Source organism: uncultured Piscinibacter sp. (genome assembly GCF_937952055.1).
GTDB lineage: Bacteria > Pseudomonadota > Gammaproteobacteria > Burkholderiales > Burkholderiaceae_C > Piscinibacter.
The window spans coordinates 19011-37797 of sequence record NZ_CALFYO010000007.1; the positions used below are offsets into that span (position 1 = coordinate 19011).

16 protein-coding genes are annotated in these 18787 nt (G+C 70.2%); 7 read left to right on the forward strand and 9 right to left on the reverse strand.

The features are described 5' to 3' along the window. Positions 1-35: 35 nt before the first annotated feature. The 6 genes from Q0599_RS01680 to Q0599_RS01705 form a co-directional block, all read right to left on the reverse strand. Complete coding sequence (locus Q0599_RS01680; protein WP_298824753.1) at positions 36-812, reverse strand: MBL fold metallo-hydrolase; 777 nt, start codon at positions 810-812, stop codon at positions 36-38. Positions 813-826: 14 nt separating this feature from the next. Then, positions 827-1954 carry an outer membrane protein assembly factor BamC gene (bamC, locus tag Q0599_RS01685; protein ID WP_298824756.1) on the reverse strand — a complete coding sequence of 376 codons (1128 nt, stop codon included), beginning with the start codon at positions 1952-1954 and terminating at the stop codon, positions 827-829. 80 nt (positions 1955-2034) lie between these two features. After that, on the reverse strand, positions 2035-2916 hold the full coding sequence (dapA, locus tag Q0599_RS01690) for a 4-hydroxy-tetrahydrodipicolinate synthase (protein WP_298824759.1): 882 nt from the start codon (positions 2914-2916) through the stop codon (positions 2035-2037). Between the two features lie 54 nt (positions 2917-2970). After that, the gene (locus Q0599_RS01695; protein WP_298824761.1) at positions 2971-3516 is read right to left on the reverse strand and encodes a bifunctional 2-polyprenyl-6-hydroxyphenol methylase/3-demethylubiquinol 3-O-methyltransferase UbiG; all 546 of its coding nucleotides are present in this window, start codon (positions 3514-3516) and stop codon (positions 2971-2973) included. Next, complete coding sequence (locus Q0599_RS01700; protein WP_298824764.1) at positions 3516-3638, reverse strand: hypothetical protein; 123 nt, start codon at positions 3636-3638, stop codon at positions 3516-3518. The genes Q0599_RS01695 and Q0599_RS01700 overlap by 1 nt, the downstream gene beginning before the upstream one ends. Beyond that, positions 3635-4861, reverse strand: a complete 1227-nt coding sequence (locus tag Q0599_RS01705) for an MFS transporter (protein WP_298824767.1) — start codon at positions 4859-4861, stop codon at positions 3635-3637. The genes Q0599_RS01700 and Q0599_RS01705 overlap by 4 nt, the downstream gene beginning before the upstream one ends. 72 nt (positions 4862-4933) lie before the next feature. Here Q0599_RS01705 and Q0599_RS01710 point away from each other — a divergent pair, with 72 nt between their 5' ends. Genes Q0599_RS01710 through Q0599_RS01725 form a run of 4 tightly spaced genes read left to right on the forward strand, consistent with a single transcriptional unit; the run spans position 4934 to position 9789 of the window. Continuing rightward, on the forward strand, positions 4934-6913 hold the full coding sequence (locus tag Q0599_RS01710) for a DNA topoisomerase IV subunit B (protein WP_298824770.1): 1980 nt from the start codon (positions 4934-4936) through the stop codon (positions 6911-6913). 10 nt (positions 6914-6923) lie between these two features. After that, a complete protein-coding gene (locus Q0599_RS01715) occupies positions 6924-7439 on the forward strand; it encodes a GNAT family protein (RefSeq protein WP_298824772.1) in 516 nt (171 codons plus the stop codon). Beyond that, positions 7436-8131 carry a lytic transglycosylase domain-containing protein gene (locus tag Q0599_RS01720; protein WP_298824775.1) on the forward strand — a complete coding sequence of 232 codons (696 nt, stop codon included), beginning with the start codon at positions 7436-7438 and terminating at the stop codon, positions 8129-8131. The genes Q0599_RS01715 and Q0599_RS01720 overlap by 4 nt, the downstream gene beginning before the upstream one ends. A gap of 35 nt (positions 8132-8166) precedes the next feature. Then, positions 8167-9789 (forward strand): long-chain-fatty-acid--CoA ligase, encoded by a 1623-nt coding sequence (locus Q0599_RS01725; RefSeq protein WP_298824777.1) that lies wholly within the window; start codon positions 8167-8169, stop codon positions 9787-9789. Between the two features lie 12 nt (positions 9790-9801). Here the strand turns inward: Q0599_RS01725 and Q0599_RS01730 are convergent, their stop codons facing one another. Beyond that, positions 9802-11472 carry a formate--tetrahydrofolate ligase gene (locus Q0599_RS01730; protein WP_298824779.1) on the reverse strand — a complete coding sequence of 557 codons (1671 nt, stop codon included), beginning with the start codon at positions 11470-11472 and terminating at the stop codon, positions 9802-9804. A gap of 98 nt (positions 11473-11570) precedes the next feature. On the opposite strand from Q0599_RS01730, the gene parC reads away from it, so the two are divergent. Then, a complete protein-coding gene (gene parC / locus Q0599_RS01735) occupies positions 11571-13880 on the forward strand; it encodes a DNA topoisomerase IV subunit A (RefSeq protein ID WP_298824781.1) in 2310 nt (769 codons plus the stop codon). Between the two features lie 13 nt (positions 13881-13893). Here the strand turns inward: parC and Q0599_RS01740 are convergent, their stop codons facing one another. Further along, positions 13894-14364: a disulfide bond formation protein B gene (locus Q0599_RS01740; protein WP_298824783.1), complete on the reverse strand. Its 471-nt coding sequence runs from the start codon at positions 14362-14364 to the stop codon at positions 13894-13896. After that, the gene (locus Q0599_RS01745) at positions 14361-14834 is read right to left on the reverse strand and encodes a RidA family protein (protein ID WP_298824786.1); all 474 of its coding nucleotides are present in this window, start codon (positions 14832-14834) and stop codon (positions 14361-14363) included. The genes Q0599_RS01740 and Q0599_RS01745 overlap by 4 nt, the downstream gene beginning before the upstream one ends. A gap of 49 nt (positions 14835-14883) precedes the next feature. On the opposite strand from Q0599_RS01745, the gene Q0599_RS01750 reads away from it, so the two are divergent. Beyond that, entirely contained in the window at positions 14884-17316 is a 2433-nt protein-coding gene (locus Q0599_RS01750) for a DNA internalization-related competence protein ComEC/Rec2 (RefSeq protein ID WP_298824790.1), read from the forward strand. A gap of 44 nt (positions 17317-17360) precedes the next feature. After that, a partial coding sequence (locus Q0599_RS01755) for a circularly permuted type 2 ATP-grasp protein (protein ID WP_298824792.1) occupies positions 17361-18787 on the forward strand: 1427 nt, incomplete at its 3' end.

The following is an 18787-nucleotide window of genomic DNA, read 5'->3' on the forward strand; positions in this document are numbered from 1 at the left end:
CCGTGAGGCGGCCTTGTGTATTTTCGGGCCCACGATCAGCGGATCGTCAGCCAGTCGAAGCCGCTGCGGGGGTCCGCCACGACGATGTCGTCGGGTTCGGCGCCGCAGGCCGCGGCCAGGGCCCTGCGCGCGAGTTCCGGGCGGTTGTTCTGCTCGCTCAGGTGTGCGGCCACCAGATGCTTCAGGCCGCCGTGCAGGCACTGGCCGAGGACACGCGCTGCCGTGTCGTTCGACAGATGGCCGAGGCGGCCGCCGATGCGGGACTTCAGCGAAGGCGGGTAGCGCGACTCGGCGAGCATCTGTGCATCGTGGTTGCACTCGAGCAGCAGCCCATCGCAGTGGCGCAGGTGCTCGATGAGGTGCGGGGTGATCGATCCGGCATCGGTCAGCACGCCCAGGTGGGCCGCGCCGTCGCTGCAGCGAAGTTGCAGGGGCTCCGCGGCGTCGTGGGGCACGGTGTAGGGACTCAGTTGCAGGCTGCCGAGGGCGATCGTCTCGCCATCGCGGGCGAAGTTCAGCAGGCCGTCGAGGTCGGGGGCACCGATGGCCCGCCAGGTGCCGCGGCTCATCCACAGCGGGATGGCGTGGCGTCTCGCCAGCGCGAGCGCGCAGCCGACATGGTCGCCGTGTTCGTGCGTGACGAAGATGGCGTCGAGCTGGTCGGGTTGCAGCCCGACTCGGGCCAGCCGGGCCTCGAACTCGCGCAGCGAGAAACCGCAGTCGATCGCCACGCGATGGAGCTGGCCGCCGTCGCGTGCCTCGACGACGGTGGCATTGCCGCCGCTGCCGCTGCCGAGGCTGCAAAAGCGCATCGGCGCGGCGTGCGCTACTTCAGTTCGTCGAGCAGCAGCGCGACGATGCGCTGGCCCGTCTCGCCCGGCTCGGGGGCGCCCTGGGCGTTCTGCACCGACACGTTGGCACGCTCGCCGTCGGCCTTGACCAGGATGCGGTAGCGCGCGAGGCTGCTGGCGGCCTCGTCCCTGCCGAACAGCTTGGCGAAGAAGCCCGGTTCGGTCTTGCCGACGTCCTTCGGGTCGATGTAGCGCACGAAGTACAGGCCCTGGGCGCGGTCCCGGTCCTCGACGGTGAAACCGCGCCGATCGAGGGCGAGGCCGACCCGGCGCCAGGCACGCTCGAAGCTGTCGTCGACCTGCAGCGTCGCGCCGGGCTGGTTGGGCACGATGCGGGCGCGTGCCGGCGGCACGGGAGCGCTGGCCACCGCCGTCTTGGCGGTCTCCTCCGACACCCCCAGCCGCGCCATCAGCCGCGCGAGGAAGGTTGCCTCGAGCTGCGGATCGGCCGGCCGCGGCTGCCACACGGTCGATTCCTTCTGTGCACTGGTGTAGACCTCTTCCGCGCCGCGGTGGCTGATGTAGACCTCGCTGCCGGCCGGCGTGCGCTCGACGCGGGTGCGGAACTTGTCGCGCTCGCCGGTCGAGTAGAGCGAATCGAACACGCGGCCGATGGTGCTGCGCACGACGTCCTGCGGCAGCTTGGCGCGGTTCTCGTTCCACTCGGTCTCCATGATGCCGGTCGCAGCCTGGTCGATCGCCAGCGTGAAGCCGTTGTCCTTCCAGAACGCCTGCAGGCGCGGCCAGAGCTGCTCGGGCGTCAGCGAGGTGACCAGCCAGCGCTGGCTGCCCTGGCGCTCGATGCGCACGTCGCCGATCTGGCTGGGTGCCACGGTGGTCGCGCTCTGCACGGTGGCGGGCGCCGAGGCTGCGGACTGGATCGCGGCCGCGCTGACCGCGCCGCCGGCGGGAAGGTAGCGAGAGTCGCGTGCGAGCTGGGTGAGATCCGGAGGTACCTCGAGGCCGGGAGTGCGGTTGCCGGCGGTGCGGTAGTCGATCTTGTCGCCGGCGACGAAATTTTCGATCGTCGAGCAGCCGACGAGCGCGAGGCCCAGGGCGAGCACGGCGCCGCGCAGCGGCAGATGGGCAGAAAGACGGGTCACGAGAGAGATCTCCGAGAGGGCCGCGGGCAGGAATGCCCGTGTGGCACCGGTGGTCAGGGATGGGCGCGGCGGCCGGCCGCTCACAGCAGCGCGGCGTCGCGCAGCGCCTGCTCGACCTGCTTCTCGCCGGCCGGCGTCAGCGGCGTGATCGGCAAGCGCAAGCCGTCGCCGATCAGGCCCAGGCGCTTCATCGCCCACTTGGTCGGCGCCGGGCTGGATTCGCAAAACAAGGCTTTGTGCAGCGCCAGCAGGCGCATCTGAATCGTGGTGGCCTCGCGCACGCGGCCCTCGACTGCAGCGACGCACAGCTCGTGCATCAGCTTCGGGGCGACATTGGCCGTCACGCTGACGTTGCCCTGCCCGCCGAGCAGCATCAGGGCGATCGCGGTGCCGTCGTCGCCGGAGTAGATGGCGAAGCTCTTCGGCGCCTGCTTGATCAGCCACTGCGCGCGCTCGATGTTGCCTGTGGCTTCCTTTACGCCGATCACGCCGGGCAGTGCGGCGCAGCGCAGCGCCGTCTCCGGCTGCATGTCTGCCACGGTGCGGCCGGGCACGTTGTACAGCACCATCGGGATGTCGACCGCCTCGGCGATCGCCTTGTAGTGCTGGTAGATGCCTTCCTGCGAGGGCTTGTTGTAGTACGGCACGACCGACAGCGTGCAGTCGGCGCCGACCTGCTTGGCGAAGCGCGACAGCTCGATCGCCTCGCGCGTGGAATTGCCGCCGGTGCCCGCCATGATCGGCACGCGGCCCTTGGCGTGCTGCACCGACACACGGATGATCTCGCAATGCTCCTCGACGGTGACCGTGGGCGATTCACCGGTGGTGCCGACCACGCCGATGCAGTCGGTGCCTTGCTCGATGTGCCAGTCGATCAGCCGGCGCAAGCCGTCGTAGTCGACGCTGCCGTCATCGTGCATCGGGGTGACGAGCGCGACGATGCTGCCAACAATGGGTTCCATGGGGCGTCCTCTGAATCGCAGGATTTTAGCCGGGACGGGCGCCTCGCCCCGGCGCTACAGCGGGTAGCGCGGCGCAACGGCGGATGACGGCGCCTCGCGCACGGCGGCGAGTCGCTGCACGTAGCGCTCGGGGCCGGTCAGGAAGCCGTCCTCGTAGGCGATCACGCGCAGGCCCGGCGCGCAGCGCAGCAGTTCGCCCGGCTCGAGCAGAAAGGCCGGGTTGGAGGGTTTGCCGACGGTCTGGTTGCCGATCGCGAAAGTTTCGTAGAGCAGCACGCCGCCAGGCCCGACGCTGTCGACGATCGTCGGCAGCAGCGGCCTCGAGAGGTAGTTCGTCACCACCACCGCGTCGAAGCGCCTGCCGGGCCAGGGCCAGGGGCTGCCCTCGATGTCGGCGACGAGCAGCTCGCCGAGCTCGCCCAGCGGTGCCAGCGCGACGGCGTCGCGGTCCACGCCGGTGACGCGGCAGCCACGTTGCGCGAACCAGCGCAGGTGCCGGCCCGACCCGCAGGCGACGTCGAGCACGGTTGCGCCCGGCGGCACCAACGCCGACCAGCGCTGTATCCAGGGCGAGGGCGCGAGCGAGGGGTGAGCCTGCATCAGAAGCAAGCCCAGAGCTGGTTGGCCAGCGTCATCATCAGATCGGGCCTCAGGTAGGTGGCGAAGACGAGCAGCAGCACCAGGCCGACCGCCGTCCAGGCCAGCGGGCGGCGCAGCTTCATGCCACCACCACGCCCGGCGTCAGCGGCCGCTCGATGGCGCGCTCGCGCACCGGCAGATTGGCCAGCGCGGCGAACACGCCCAGCGCCACCGCGATCCACCAGACGGCGTCGTAGTTGCCGGTGGCGTCGTACAGCCTGCCGCCCAGCCAGACACCGAGGAAGCTGCCGATCTGGTGGCTGAGGAAGACGAAGCCGCCGAGCATGGACAGGTACTGCACGCCGAAGATCTGCGCGATCACTGCATTGGTCGGCGGCACGGTGGACAGCCAGAGCACGCCCATCACCGCCGAGAACACGTAGACGCTCCAGGGCGTCAGCGGCACGCCGAGGAAGACGACGATGGCAATCGAGCGCAGCAGGTAGATCGAGGACAGGATGTACTTCTTCGGCAGGCGCTGGCCGAGCACGCCCGCGCCGTAGGTGCCGATGACGTTGAACAGGCCGATCAGCGCCAGGGCGGTGGTTGCCACGTTGGGCGTCAGGCCGTGGTCTTTCAGATAGCTCGGCATGTGCACGCCGATGAACACCACCTGGAAGCCACAGACGAAGTAGCCGGCCATCAGCCAGCGGAAGCTGGGGTAGGCGAAGGCCTCGCGCAGCGCGGCGCCGACGCTTTGCTGGAACGCGCCGTGGGCGGTGCGCTGCTCCGGCTCCCTCAGGCCCCAGGCCAGCGGCACGATCGCCAGGGCCAGGCAGCCGAGGATGAACAGCGCCGACTGCCAGCCGAAGCCGCCGATCAGCCAGTTCTCCACCGGCACCATGAGGAACTGACCGAACGAGCCGGCGGCGGCCGCCACGCCCATCGCCCAGCTGCGCCTGTCCGGCGCGACGTTGCGGCCGATGACGCCGTAGACCACTGCGTAGGTGGTGCCCGACTGCGCCATGCCCAGCAGCAGACCGGCGCTGCCGGTGAAGGCCAGTCCCGAGGTCGACACCGCCATCAGCACCAGGCCGAGCGCGTAGAGCAGGCTGCCGACGACCAGCACGCGGAACGCGCCGAAGCGGTCGGCCAGCGCGCCGGCGAAGGGGCCGGCCAGGCCCCAGGCGAGATTCTGCACCGCCAGCGCGAATGCGAAAGTCTCGCGCGTCCAGCCGCGCTCCATGGTGATCGGCTGCAGCCACAGGCCGAAGCCGTGGCGGATGCCCATGGACAACGTGACGATGGCGGCGCCGCACAGCAGCACCTGGGTCATGGAGAGGCGGGCGGGCGTGGCGGACGTCATGCGCGAATTGTCGCCGGATCGCAGCGAACGCGCTGGAAGGCGGCCCGGCCCCGCCACCTAGAATCCGCCGCCATGGCAACCAAGAGCAAGACACCCGGCGAGTACGGCGAAGCGTCGATCCGCGTCCTCAAGGGCCTGGAGCCCGTCAAGCAGCGGCCCGGCATGTACACGCGCACGGACAACCCGCTGCACATCATCCAGGAGGTGATCGACAACGCGGCCGACGAGGCCCTGGCCGGACACGGCAGACGCATCGACGTTGCCCTGCACGCCGACGGTTCGGTGAGCGTGGAGGACGACGGCCGCGGCATCCCCTTCGGCCTGCACCCGGACGAGCAGGTGCCGGTGGTGGAGATCGTCTTCACGCGGCTGCACGCCGGCGGCAAGTTCGACAAGGGCGCGGGTGGCGCCTACAGCTTCTCCGGCGGCCTGCACGGCGTCGGCGTGAGCGTGACCAACGCGCTGGCCAAGCGGCTGGAGGTGAGCGTGTGGCGCGAGGGCCAGGTGGCGACCCTCGTCTTCAGCGGCGGCGACGTGGTCGAGCCGCTGACGCTGCGCAAGGCCGCCTCGGGCGATCGCCGCAGCGGCACCACGGTGCGCGTCTGGCCCGATGCGAAGTACTTCGAGAGCGCCGAGTTCCCCAAGGCCGAGCTGACGCACCTGCTGCGCAGCAAGGCCGTGCTGATGCCCGGGGTGACGGTCACCTTGACGATCGAGAAGTCGGGCGAGAAGCAGAGCTGGCTCTACAAGGGTGGCCTGCGCGACTACCTGATGCAGACGCTGCCTGCCGACCCGATCATCCCGCTGTTCGAGGGCGAGCATTACGCCGACGGCGGCGAGACGGAGAACTTCGCCGAAGGCGAGGGCGCGGCCTGGTGCGTGGCCTTCACCGACGACGGCAACGTCATGCGCGAAAGCTACGTCAACCTGATCCCGACGCCGGCCGGCGGCACCCACGAGTCGGGCCTGAAGGACGGGCTGTTCGGCGCGGTCAAGGGCTTCATCGACCTGCACTCGCTGCTGCCCAAGGGCGTCAAGCTGATGCCGGAGGACGTGTTCTCGCGCGCCAGCTTCGTGCTTTCCGCCAAGGTGCTCGACCCGCAGTTCCAGGGCCAGATCAAGGAGCGGCTGAACTCGCGCGACGCGTTGCGCCTGGTGTCGACCTACGTGAAGCCGGCGCTCGAGCTGTGGCTCAACCAGCATGTCGACCTGGGCCGCAAGCTCGCCGAACTGGTGATCAAGCAGGCGCAGACGCGCCAGCGCGCCAGCCAGAAGGTCGAGAAGCGCAAGGGCTCCGGCGTCGCAGTGCTGCCGGGCAAGCTGACCGACTGCGAGAGCCGCGACCTGATGTTCAACGAGCTGTTCCTCGTCGAGGGCGATTCCGCCGGCGGCAGCGCCAAGATGGGCCGCGACAAGGAGACGCAGGCCATCCTGCCGCTGCGCGGCAAGGTGCTGAACGCCTGGGAAGTTGAGCGCGACCGCCTGTTCGCCAACAACGAGATCCACGACATCGCGGTGGCCATCGGGGTCGATCCGCACGGCCACGCCGACGAGCCGGACCTCGGCGGCCTTCGCTACGGCAAGATCTGCATCCTCAGCGACGCGGACGTCGACGGCTCGCACATCCAGGTGCTGCTGCTCACGCTGTTCTTCCGTCACTTCCCCAAGCTGATCGAGCGCGGTCACATCCATGTCGCCAAACCGCCGCTGTTCCGCGTCGATGCGCCGGCGCGCGGCAAGAAGCCGGCCGCCAAGATCTACGCGCTCGACGAGGGCGAACTGACCGCTGCGCTGGACAAGCTGCGCAAGGAAGGCGCGCGCGAGAACAGCTGGACCATCAGCCGCTTCAAGGGCCTGGGCGAGATGAATGCCGAGCAGCTGTGGGACACCACGCTCAATCCGGACACGCGCCGCCTGCTGCAGGTGAGCTTCGGCGCGCAGGGCTTTGCCGCCACGGTGGAGGCGCTGACCCGGCTGATGGGCAAGGGCGAGGCGCAGGCGCGCCGCGAGCTGATGGAATTGCGCGGCGACGACGTCGACGTCGACGTCTGAAAGGGCCAGCGTGAATCTGCGTCTGCGGCCGACGATGCTCTCCGACCTCGACTTCGTCATCTCGGTCGAGCGGGACGCCGCGAACCTGCCCTTCATCACGCCCTGGGAACGCACCCAGCACGAAGGCGCCGTCCGATTCCCCGACTTTCGACACTTCATCGTCGAGGCGGGGCCGGACTACGCCTCGTCCGGCTTCGTCATCCTGCAGGGCTGCCGCAATCCGCACCGCTCGGTGGAGCTCAAGCGCATCGTGCTGCAGACGAAGGGGCAGGGCCTGGGCCGCGCCTGCGTGCGGCTGCTCGCGCTGATGGCCTTTCGCGATCTCGGCGCGCACCGTTTCTGGCTGGACGTGAAGGCGAGGAATGTGCGCGCGCAGGCGCTCTACCGCAGCGAAGGCTTCGTCGAGGAAGGTCGCCTGCGCGAGAGCGTGCGCACGCCGGACGGCTACGACTCGCTGATCGTGATGTCGCTGCTCGAGCACGAGCATGCGGCCTTGCTGCGGTCCCGGGAGCAGGGGGTCGCGTGAAGACGCTGCTGGCGGGCCTCGTGTGGGCCGCCGGCGCGGTGGGAGCGGCGCGTGCCGAACTCTGGGCCTTCGTCGACGGCAGGGGCATCGCCCACGTGGCCCCGGTGCAGGTCGATTCACGCTACCGGCGTGTGCTCGGTGATGCGCCGGGCGGCAGCGGCGCCGAGCAGGTCCCGGGCAAGACCGACCGCACCGACGGCCTGCTGCTGTGGCTGGAGATCGCGCCCGAGGTGAAGGCGCTCGCACCACTGCTGCGCGAGGCCGCCGCCGCGCATGGCGTCGACGAGGAACTGCTCAAGGCGGTCATCGCCGTGGAATCGGGCTTCGACAGCAAGGCGGTGTCGCCGCGCGGCGCGCTCGGGCTGATGCAGATCATGCCGGTCACGGCGGATCGTTATGCGACCCCGGCCGAACGTCGGACGCCGGCTGCCACGCGCCTGCTCAACCCGCGCGTGAACGTGCACACCGGCGCGCGCATTCTCGCCGACCTGTTGCGCCGCCACGCAGGCATCGACGTGGCCCTGGCGGCCTGGAATGCCGGCGAGCGCACGGTACGACGTCACGGCGGCAAGATGCCGCCGATCGGCGAGACTCGGGCGCATGTGCAGCTGGTGCTGGAGCTGTACTGGGCGCTGCTGCAGGATCGCCAGTCGCGCCGGGCCATCGGCATGCAGCTGCAGCCGGCGCGCTGAGCAGGACCAGGACAACGACGACAAGGAGACCGCTGATGCGCTCGACGATGATGGATGTACCGCTCTCGCTGAACCACTTGCTCGAGCGCTCCGGTCGCATCTTCGGCGGCGGCACGATCGTGTCGCGGCTGCCCGACAAGTCGCTGCGTCGGCACAGCTACGCCGAGTACCACCGCCGCACGCGGGCGCTGGCCGCGGCCCTCACGGCACTCGGCCTGCGGCGCGGCGAGCGTGTGGCCACGCTGTGCTGGAACCACCACGCCCACCTGGAGGCCTACTTCGGCATCCCCGCCGCCGGCGGCGTGATGCACACGCTCAACCTGCGCCTCGCGCCGGCGGAGATCGGCTGGATTGCGGCGGACGCCCAGGATCGCTTCCTCATCGTCGACGACATCCTGCTGCCGCTGTACCGGCAGTTCGCCGACCTGCACCGCTTCGAGCGCGTCATCGTGTTCCCGTTCTCCGGGGCGCCGGTGTCGGCCGGCTTCGACGACTACGAGCATCTGCTCGCATCGGCCGATGCCGACGGCTTCGTCTATCCGCCGCACGACGAGGACGACGCGGTGGCCATGTGCTACACGTCCGGCACGACCGGACGGCCCAAGGGCGTGGTCTATTCGCACCGCTCGACCATCCTGCACACCCTGGTGGGCTGCCTGGCCGACTTCTGGGGCCTGAAGGGCACCGACGTGCTGATGCCGGTGACGCCGATGTTCCATGCCAACAGCTGGGGCATCCCCTATGCCGCGGTGATGATGGGGGTGAAGCTGGTCTTCCCGGGCCCGCACCTGCACCCCGACGACCTGCTCGACCTGATGCAGATCGAGCCGCCGACGCTGTCGCTGGGCGTGCCGACGATCTGGCTCGGCCTGATCCAGGCCTACGAGCGCGCGCTCGTCGAGCAGCCCGGGCGCTGGAAGCTGCCCCAGGGCATGCGTTCGCTGGTGGGTGGGGCGGCGGTGCCGGAGTCTCTGATCCGTGCCTTCGACAAGCACGGCGTGTGGCTGCTGCAGGGCTGGGGCATGACCGAGACTTCGCCTCTGGCCACCGTGTCCTACCCGCGCGCCGAGCTGGGCGCGGTCGACGCGGAAGAGCGCTACCGCCGCGCCGCGATGGCCGGTGTGCCGGTGCCGCTGGTCGACGTGCGCATCCGCACCGACGAGGGCACGGATGCGCCGCACGACGGCAGGACCATGGGCGAGATCCAGGTGCGCGGGCCCTTCATCACCGGCTCGTACCACGAGGTGCCGGTGAGCGAAGACAAGTTCACCCGCGACGGGTGGCTGCGCACCGGCGACGTGGCCACGATGGACGAACTGGCCTTCGTGCGCATCACCGACCGCACCAAGGACCTGATCAAGTCCGGCGGCGAATGGATCAGCTCGGTGGACCTGGAGAACGCGCTGATGGCGCACCCGGCCGTTGCCGAGGCCGCGGTGATCGCGATCCCCGACGAGAAATGGAGCGAGCGGCCGCTGGCCTGCGTGGCGTTCAAGCCGGGGCAGGCGGCGGATGCGGCCTCGCTGTCGGCGCACCTGCTTCAGCACGGCTTCGCCAAGTGGCAGCTGCCCGAGCGCTACGAGACGATCGCCGCGGTGCCGCGCACGTCGACCGGCAAGTTCTGGAAGCTCAAGCTGCGCGAGCAGTTCCCGAAGTAGCCTGCGCGGCGGTCACGACAGGCCGCTGATCCTGCCCTGGCCGTCGATGTCGATCAGCTCGGCCGCGGGCACCTTGGGCAGCCCGGGCATGGTCATGATGTCGCCGCAGACCATCACGACGAATTCGGCGCCGGCCGCCAGCCGCACCTCGCGGATGTCGAGCACGTGGCCGCTGGGCGCGCCGCGCGAGGCGGCGTTGGTCGAGAAGCTCATCTGCGTCTTGGCGATGCACACCGGGAAGTGGCCGTAGCCGTCGGCCTGCAGCCGCTCGATGCGCTCGCGCACCGCGGCCGAGGCCGTGACGCTCGCCGCACCGTAGACCTTGGTGGCGATGGCCTCCACCTTCTGCCACAGCGGAAGCACCTCGTCGTAGACGAACTGGAAGCGGTTCGGCTTCTCGCAGGCCGCCACCACCTCGCGGGCGAGCGCCTCGGCGCCGGCGCCACCTTCGGCCCAGTGTCGCGCGACCACCGCCTTGCCACCGAGTGCCTCGACGCGGCTCATGAGCAGCTCGATCTCGGCGGGCGTGTCGTGCGAGCGGTGGTTGATCGCCACCACGCAGGGCAGTCCGTAGACCTCCTGCACGTTGCGCAGGTGGCGCTCCAGGTTGGGCAGGCCGCGCTCCAGCGCCGCGACGTCCTCCTTCGACACGTCGGCCACGGCCATGCCGCCGTGGTACTTGAGTGCGCGCGCCGTCGCCACCAGCACCGCGGCGGAAGGTCGCAGCCCGGTCTTGCGGCACTTGATGTCGATGAATTTCTCTGCGCCGAGATCGGCGCCGAAGCCGGCCTCGGTGACCACGTAGTCGCCCAGCTTGAGCGCGGCGCGTGTGGCGATGGCGGTGTTGCAGCCGTGCGCGATGTTGGCGAACGGCCCGCCGTGTACGAAGGCCGGGTTGTTCTCCAGCGTCTGCACCAGGTTGGGCGAGATCGCGTCCTTCAGCAGCGCGGCCATCGCGCCCTGCGCCTTGAGCTGCGCGCAGGTGATCGGCCTGCGGTCGGACGTCTCGCCGACGACGATGCGCGCCAGCCGCTCCTTCAGGTCCGAAAGACTCGTGGCCAGGCACAGGATGGCCATGATCTCCGAGGCCACCACGATGTCGAAGCCGCTCTCGCGCGGCATGCCGTTGCCCGGGCCGCCCAGGCCGATGACGTTGTCGCGCAGCGCGCGGTCGTTCATGTCCATCACCCGCTTCCAGCTGATGCGGCGCAGGTCGAACCCGAGCGCATTGCCATGGTGGACGTGGTTGTCGATCATCGCCGCCAGCAGGTTGTGGGCGAGCGCAATGGCGGCGAAGTCACCGGTGAAGTGCAGGTTGATCTGCTCCATCGGCACCACCTGCGCGAAGCCGCCGCCCGCGGCGCCGCCCTTCATGCCGAACACCGGCCCCAGCGAGGGCTCGCGCAGGCAGACGATGGCGCGTTTGCCGATGCGGTTGAGGGCGTCGCCCAGGCCCACGGTGGTCGTCGTCTTGCCTTCGCCGGCCGGCGTGGGCGAGATCGCGGTGACCAGCACCAGCTTGCCGTCGGGCCGGGCGGCCAGCGTGTCGAGCCAGGGCTGCGCGACCTTGCCGATGTGCCGGCCGCGCGGATCGAGCGCCTCCTCGGGAATGCCCAGCGCCTCGCTGACGGCATGGATGGGCTTCATGCGCGCGGCCTGCGCGATCTCGATGTCGGACTGCATGGGGCTCCCTGGGGTACGGCGTGGCGCGCATGGTAGCGAAGTGCCCGGCAAGGCCAGGCCCGGGATGATCCCGGGTTTGGGCGAGAATGCCGCCCTCCATGAACGACCTCTTCGATCCCCCCGCGCCTGCCGAGGGCGACGCCATCGCGCTGTCGCTCTACGCCGAGCAGGCCTATCTCGAGTACGCGCTGAGCGTGGTCAAGGGCCGTGCGCTGCCCGACGTGTGCGACGGCCAGAAACCGGTGCAGCGTCGCATCCTCTACGCGATGGAGCGCATGGGCCTGGCCTTCACCACCGCTGCCGGCCCCAAGGCGGTGAAGAGCGCGCGCGTCGTCGGCGACGTGCTTGGCCGCTTCCATCCGCACGGCGACCAGGCCGCCTACGACGCGTTGGTGCGCATGGCGCAGGACTTCAGCCAGCGCTACCCGCTGATCGACGGCCAGGGCAACTTCGGCAGCCGCGACGGCGACGGCGCCGCGGCGATGCGCTACACCGAGGCGCGGCTGGCGCCGATCTCGCGCCTGCTGCTCGACGAGATCGACGAAGGCACGGTCGACTTCATCCCCAACTACGACGGCTCGACGCAGGAGCCGCGTCTGCTGCCGGCGCGGCTGCCTTTCGTGCTGCTCAACGGCGCCAGCGGCATCGCCGTCGGTCTGGCCACCGAGGTGCCCAGCCACAACCTGCGCGAGGTGGCCGCCGCCGCGGTGGCGCTGCTGAAGAACGAGAGGCTCTCCGACGACGAGCTCGCGGCGTTGCTGCCCGCGCCGGACTTCCCCGGCGGCGGCCAGATCATCAGCCCCGCCGCCGACATCCGCGCGGCCTACGCCAGCGGCCGCGGCAGCCTGAAGGTGCGCGCGCGCTGGAAGATCGAGGACCTGGCGCGCGGGCAGTGGCAGCTCGTCGTCAACGAGCTGCCGCCGGGCACCAGTGCGCAGAAGGTGCTGGAAGAGATCGAGGAGCTGACCAATCCCAAGGTGAAGGCCGGCAAGAAGGCGCTGTCCACCGAGCAGACGCAGCTCAAGACCACCGTGCTCGCCGTGCTTGACGCGGTGCGCGACGAGTCGAGCAAGGATGCGCCGGTGCGCCTGGTGTTCGAGCCGAAGTCGCGTGCCGTCGACCAGCAGGAGCTGATCAACGTGCTGCTGGCGCATACCAGCCTGGAGAGCTCCGCGCCGATCAACCTGACGATGATCGGCGCCGATGGCCGGCCGACGCAGAAGAGCCTGCGCCAGATGCTGGCGGAGTGGCTGGGCTTCCGTCTGGCCACCGTGCAGCGCCGCACGCAGCACCGCCTGACGAAGGTGCTGGACCGCATCCACATCCTCGAGGGCCGGCAGCTCGTGCTGCTGAACATCGACGAGGTGATCCGCATCATCCGCAACGCCGACGAGCCCAAGCTGGCGCTGATCGAGCGCTTCCGCCTCAGCGACCGGCAGGCCGAGGACATCCTCGAGATCCGGCTGCGCCAGCTGGCCAGGCTCGAGGCGATCAAGATCGAGCAGGAGCTCAAGGAACTGCGCGCCGAGCAGGGCAAGCTCGAGGACATCCTCAGCAGCCCGGCGAGCCTGAAGCGCACGGTGGTCAGGGAGATCGAGGCCGACGCCAAGCAGTTCGGCGACGAGCGCCGCACGCTGATCCAGGAGGAGCGCAAGGCGGTCGCCGAGGTGAAGGTGATCGACGAGCCGGTGACGGCGGTGGTCAGCCTGAAGGGCTGGGTGCGTGCGCTCAAGGGCCACGAGGTCGATCCGGCCACGCTCGCGTTCAAGGCCGGCGACGGCCTCTACGGCGCCTTCCCCTGCCGGTCCGTGGACCACCTCGTCGTCATCGGCAGCAATGGCCGCGTCTACTCGACCGCAGTGGCCGGGTTGCCGGGCGGACGCGGCGACGGCCAGCCCATCACCACGCTGATCGATCTGGAGTCGGGCACGCAGCCGGCGCACTACATCGCCGGCGCGTCGACGCTGACGCTGCTGCTTGCCGGCACCGGCGGCTTCGGCCTGCTGGCGAAGCTGTCGGACCTGGTGGCGCGGCAGAAGGGCGGCAAGAGCTTCATGAGCCTGGAGGCCGACGAGAAGCCGCTGCCGCCTGCGATCGCCGACGGCGCGACGCAGGTGGCCTGCCTGTCGTTGACGGGGCGGCTGCTGACCTTCGGCATCGACGAGCTCAAGCTGCAGCCCAACGGCGGTCGCGGGCTGACGCTGATCGACCTCGATGCCAAGGATGCGCTGGTCAGCGTGGCCGCCTTCTCGCAGGCACTGCAGGTGCTGGGCACCGCGCTGCGCGGTGGCAAGCCGCGCGAGGAGCTGCTCAAGGGGGCGGCGCTGAATGCCTATGGCGGCAAGCGCGCCCGCAAGGGCCGGGCCGTCGAGGGGATGAAGGCGCAGCGGGTGCTGGCCGCCGGCTGAGCCGGCGGGCCGGTCAGTCGCGACGCAGGCGCAGCGCCGCGATCGCCGCCACGGCGAGCAGCACGTACAGCGCGAGGCTCCAGAACTCGTAGGGCACGTGCAGCAGGTCGACGGCCGCGTCCGCGCAGCTCGCGCGCACCTCGAACACGTCGGGCCAGGCCTTGTCCAGGCCCAGGCCGCTGACGATCTTGTCGGCCAGCGTGAGGTTGCACGAGTCCGACTTCGCCGCGACGAAGTGCTGGTAGAGCGCGGCGGCGATGCCGGCGAGCGCGGCCAGCACGGACAGCCCGACGAACAGCCCCCGTCCCGGCAGGAAGGCCGCGATCAGCAGCAGCAGCGCGATGAGCACGAAGATCACCCGCTGCAGGATGCACCAGGGGCAGGGCTGCATGCCGTAGACATGCTGGCTGATCAAAGCCAGCCCCACCGCGCCGAGGCTGACCAGCGCCAGCGCGACCAGGGCGAGTCGTTGCGTGAGCTTCATGCGGCTGCGGAAAGTTGGGCGATCAACTCGATTTCGACGCAGGCGCCCATCGGGATCTGCGCCACGCCGAAGGCGCTGCGCGCATGCGCACCCTTGTCGCCGAACACGGCGCCGAGCAACTCGGAGCAGCCGTTGGTGACCAGATGCTGCTCGGTGAACTCGCCGGTGCTGTTGACCAGGCTCATCACCTTGACGATGCGCTCGACCTTGTTGAGGTCGCCCACCGCCGCGTTCAGCGTGCCCAGCAGGTCGATGGCGACGGCGCGCGCAGCCTGTTGTCCGGTGGCCGTGTCCATGTCGCGGCCGAGCTGGCCGACCCAGGGCCGGCCGTCGCGCTTGGCGATGTGGCCGGAGAGGAAGACGAGGTTGCCGCTGCGCACGAAGGGCACGTAGGCGGCAGCCGGCACGGCCACGGGAGGCAGCGTGATGCCCATCGAGGCGAGGCGGTCATAGACGTTGGTGGTCGACATGGCGATCCTGGGGGCAGGGAAGACGGGGCGCAAATCCTACACTGCGGCCATGGGAGGAGTGACGAGCGCGATGCGCTGGTTCGCGGCCATGGCCGCCGTGCCGGCGGGTGCGGTCTTGCAGCTGCACGAGCGCAGCCTGCTCGCCGAGCCCCTCTACCTGGCACTCATCGCCTTCGGGTTGCTGCTCGTCGCGCTCGGCTGGCGGTGGCGACACCGGTTGCCGCTGGCCCCGCTGGCGCTCGCGGGCCTTGCTTTGGTCGGCTTCGGCAGCACCGGCTGGCGTGCCGCGCAGCGCCTGGCCGACGCCCTGCCTGTCGAACTCGAAGGCCGCGACCTGCGTCTGACCGGCGTCGTCGCCAGCCTGCCGCAGATCGGTCCGAACGGCGTGCGCTTCCGCTTCGAGGTCGAGCGCGCGACGCGGGCCGGCGAGCCGGTCGTCGTGCCCCGCATGATCTCGCTGGGCTGGTACAGCGGCTTCCACGAGGATGCCACGCTGCTGCAGCCGCAGCGCGAACTGCGTGCCGGCCAACGCTGGACCTTCAACGCAAGGCTGCGCCGCCCGCATGGCCATCTCAATCCGCATGGCTTCGACCACGAACTGCAGCTGTTCGAGCAGGGGCTGCGCGCCACCGGCTACGTGCGCGACGCACCGGTGCAGTCGGTGGTGCAGGGTGCCGCCTACCCCGTGCAGCGGCTGCGCCAGCGCCTGCGCGATGCGATCTTCGAGCACATCGCGGAGCGGCGTGCGGCGGGCGTGCTCGCCGCGCTGTCGGTGGGAGACCAGGGTGCCATCGAGCGCGAGGACTGGGACCTGTTCCGCCGCACCGGCCTGTCGCACCTGATGGCGATCAGCGGCCTGCACGTCACCATGTTCGCCTGGCTCGCCGCCGCGCTGATCGCCCGGCTCTGGCGCCTCGCCCCGCGCGCGATGCTGATGCTCCCGGTGCCGCAGGCGGCACGGTGGGGCGGCCTGGCCGCGGCCGTGGGCTATGCGGCGTTCGCCGGCTGGGGCGTGCCGGCGCAGCGCACGGTGTGGATGCTCGCCACCGTGGTGCTGCTGCGCACGCTCGGCCTGCGCTGGCCCTGGCCGCTGGTGCTCGCGCTCGCAGCGCTGGCGGTCACGGTGCTCGACCCGTGGGCACTGCTGCAGCCGGGCTTCTGGCTGTCGTTCGCGGCGGTGGGCCTGCTGATGGCCGCGGAGCCGGCGCGCGGCGACGGGTCCGGGCGCGCGGCGGTGCAGGGCTCGCGATGGCAACGCCTCGCCGCTGCCGTCCGCGGCGGCGTGCGCACGCAACTCGTCGCCACGCTCGGCCTGGCGCCGCTCACGCTGATCTTCTTCCAGCAGTTCTCGGCGGTGGGTTTCGTCGCCAATCTGGCGGCGATTCCGCTGGTCACGCTGCTGATCACACCACTGGCGCTGTTCGGTGCCCTGATGGCGCCGCTGTGGACGCTGGCGGCGCATCTGCTGCAGGTGCTCGCGAGCGGCCTCGGCTGGCTCGCGGCGCTGCCCATGGCGGTGTGGTTCCTGCCGGTGGCACCGGCCTGGGCACAGGCCGCCGCAGTGCTCGGCGGCGCGCTGCTCGTCATGCCCTTGCCCTGGCGGCTGCGCGGGCTGGCGCTGCCGCTGCTGCTGCCGATGCTTGCCACGCCGCCGCAGCGTCCGCCGAGCGGTCACTACGAACTGCTCGCCGCCGACGTGGGTCAGGGCACGGCGGTGCTGGTGCGCACACGAAACCACCTGCTCGTCTACGACGCCGGGCCGCAGTACTCGCGCGACAGCGATGCCGGCCAGCGGGTGCTGCTGCCGCTGCTGCGCGCGCGCGGCGAGCGGCGCGTCGATCGGCTGGTGCTGAGCCACCGCGATGCCGACCATGTCGGCGGTGCGCACGCGCTGTTCGCCGCGCTGCCGGTGGCTGAGCTGTCGAGTTCGCTCGCGCCCGATCATCCGCTCGTCGCCCTGGCGCCACTTCACACGCCCTGCGCCGCCGGCCAGACCTGGGACTGGGACGGCGTGCGCTTCGAGTTCCTGCACCCTCCGGAGGGCGACGCCGGTCCCTTCGCGCGGCCGAACGCGCTGTCGTGCGTGCTGCGCATCGCCGCGCATGGCGCGCCGACGACGCTGCTCAGCGGCGACATCGAGCGCGAGCAGGAACTGCGCCTGGCCGGCCGCCACGGCGACGCGCTGCGCGCCGACCTGCTGCTGGTGCCGCATCACGGCAGTGCCACCTCGTCGACGCCGCTCTTCCTCGACGCGGTGCAGCCCCGCTGGGCCATCGTGCAGGCCGGGTACCGCAACCGCTTCGGCCACCCGGCCGAGGCGGTGGTCGAGCGTTACCGATCCCGCGAGGTCAGGATCATCGACAGCCCCGCCTGCGGCGCCTGGCAATGGCGATCCGATGACCCCGACACCGGTATTTGCCAACGTGACGCGGCGCGCCGCTACTGGCACCATGGGCCGGCCGGGCGTGCGCCCGGAACATGAGTGGCCTGCTTCTTGCTATCTTGCTTCTCGAGGAGACGGATTCGATGAGACCGAGTTTCGACGAGATGCATGCCTCCGGGGCCACGGTGCGCGAGCACTACCAGGGCTACGAGCGCTGGCTGGCCCAGCAGCCGCGCGACGTGATGAGTTCGCGTCGCGAAGAGGCCGAGATGATCTTCCGCCGGGTCGGCATCACGTTCGCGGTGTACGGCGCCAAGGACGAGGACGGCGCCGGCACCGAACGGCTGATTCCCTTCGACCTGATCCCGCGCGTCATCCCCGCCCTCGAGTGGGCGGACATGGAGAAGGGCCTGGCGCAGCGCGTGACCGCCCTGAACCGCTTCATCCACGACGTCTATCACGACCAGGAGATCATCCGCGCCGGGCTGGTGCCGGGCGACCAGATCTTCAAGAACGCGCAGTTCCGCCCGGAGATGATGGGGGTGGACGTGCCGGGCGGCGTGTACTCGCACATCGCGGGCATCGACATCGTGCGGGCGGCGAATGCCGACGGTTCGGGCAGCTACTACGTGCTTGAGGACAACCTGCGCGTGCCCAGCGGCGTGAGCTACATGCTGGAGAACCGCAAGATGATGATGCGGCTCTTCCCGGAGCTGTTCAGCCAGCACCGCGTCGAGCCGGTGGCGCATTACCCCGACATGCTGCTCGAGACGCTGCGCGCGGTGGCGCCCGCGGCCGTCAACGAGCCGACGGTCTGCGTGCTGACGCCCGGCATGTACAACAGCGCCTACTTCGAGCACGCCTTCCTCGCGCAGCAGATGGGCGTGGAACTGGTCGAAGGCCAGGACCTGTTCGTCAAGGACAACTTCGTCTACATGCGCACCACGCAGGGACCGAAGCGCGTGGACGTGATCTACCGCCGCGTCGACGACGACTTCCTCGACCCGCTGGCCTTCCGCCCCGATTCGACGCTGGGCTGCGCGGGCCTGCTCTCCGTCTACCGCGCCGGCAACGTGACCCTGTGCAACGCCATCGGCACCGGCGTGGCCGACGACAAGTCGATCTACCCCTACGTGCCGAAGATGATCGAGTTCTACCTCGGCGAGAAGCCCATCCTCAACAACGTGCCGACCTTCCTGTGCCGCGAGGCCGACGACCTGAAGTACGTGCTCGACCATCTCCCCGAGCTGGTGGTCAAGGAGGTGCACGGCGCCGGCGGCTACGGCATGCTGGTCGGTCCGGCGGCGACGCGCGCCGAGATCGCCGATTTCCGCCGCGCGCTCGAAGCCCATCCCGAGGGCTACATCGCACAGCCGACGCTCTCGCTGTCGACCTGCCCGACCTTCGTGGAGAGTGGCATCGCGCCTCGCCACATCGACCTGCGGCCCTTCGTGCTGTCGGGCAAGACGGTGCAGATGGTTCCCGGCGGACTGACGCGCGTGGCGCTGAAGGAAGGCTCGCTGGTGGTCAATTCGTCGCAGGGCGGCGGCACCAAGGACACCTGGGTGCT

Bases quoted from the DNA above. Each gene is read 5' to 3' on its own strand.
- dapA (WP_298824759.1), bottom strand. From the start codon at position 2,916: ATGGAACCCATTGTTGGCAGCATCGTCGCGCTCGTCACCCCGATGCAC.
- Q0599_RS01710 (WP_298824770.1), top strand. From the start codon at position 4,934: ATGGCAACCAAGAGCAAGACACCCGGCGAGTACGGCGAAGCGTCGATC.
- Q0599_RS01695 (WP_298824761.1), bottom strand. From the start codon at position 3,516: ATGCAGGCTCACCCCTCGCTCGCGCCCTCGCCCTGGATACAGCGCTGG.
- Q0599_RS01705 (WP_298824767.1), bottom strand. From the start codon at position 4,861: ATGACGTCCGCCACGCCCGCCCGCCTCTCCATGACCCAGGTGCTGCTG.
- Q0599_RS01680 (WP_298824753.1), bottom strand. From the start codon at position 812: ATGCGCTTTTGCAGCCTCGGCAGCGGCAGCGGCGGCAATGCCACCGTC.
- Q0599_RS01740 (WP_298824783.1), bottom strand. From the start codon at position 14,364: ATGAAGCTCACGCAACGACTCGCCCTGGTCGCGCTGGCGCTGGTCAGC.
- Q0599_RS01730 (WP_298824779.1), bottom strand. From the start codon at position 11,472: ATGCAGTCCGACATCGAGATCGCGCAGGCCGCGCGCATGAAGCCCATC.
- Q0599_RS01700 (WP_298824764.1), bottom strand. From the start codon at position 3,638: ATGAAGCTGCGCCGCCCGCTGGCCTGGACGGCGGTCGGCCTGGTGCTG.
- Q0599_RS01725 (WP_298824777.1), top strand. From the start codon at position 8,167: ATGCGCTCGACGATGATGGATGTACCGCTCTCGCTGAACCACTTGCTC.
- Q0599_RS01745 (WP_298824786.1), bottom strand. From the start codon at position 14,834: ATGTCGACCACCAACGTCTATGACCGCCTCGCCTCGATGGGCATCACG.
- Q0599_RS01750 (WP_298824790.1), top strand. From the start codon at position 14,884: ATGGGAGGAGTGACGAGCGCGATGCGCTGGTTCGCGGCCATGGCCGCC.
- parC (WP_298824781.1), top strand. From the start codon at position 11,571: ATGAACGACCTCTTCGATCCCCCCGCGCCTGCCGAGGGCGACGCCATC.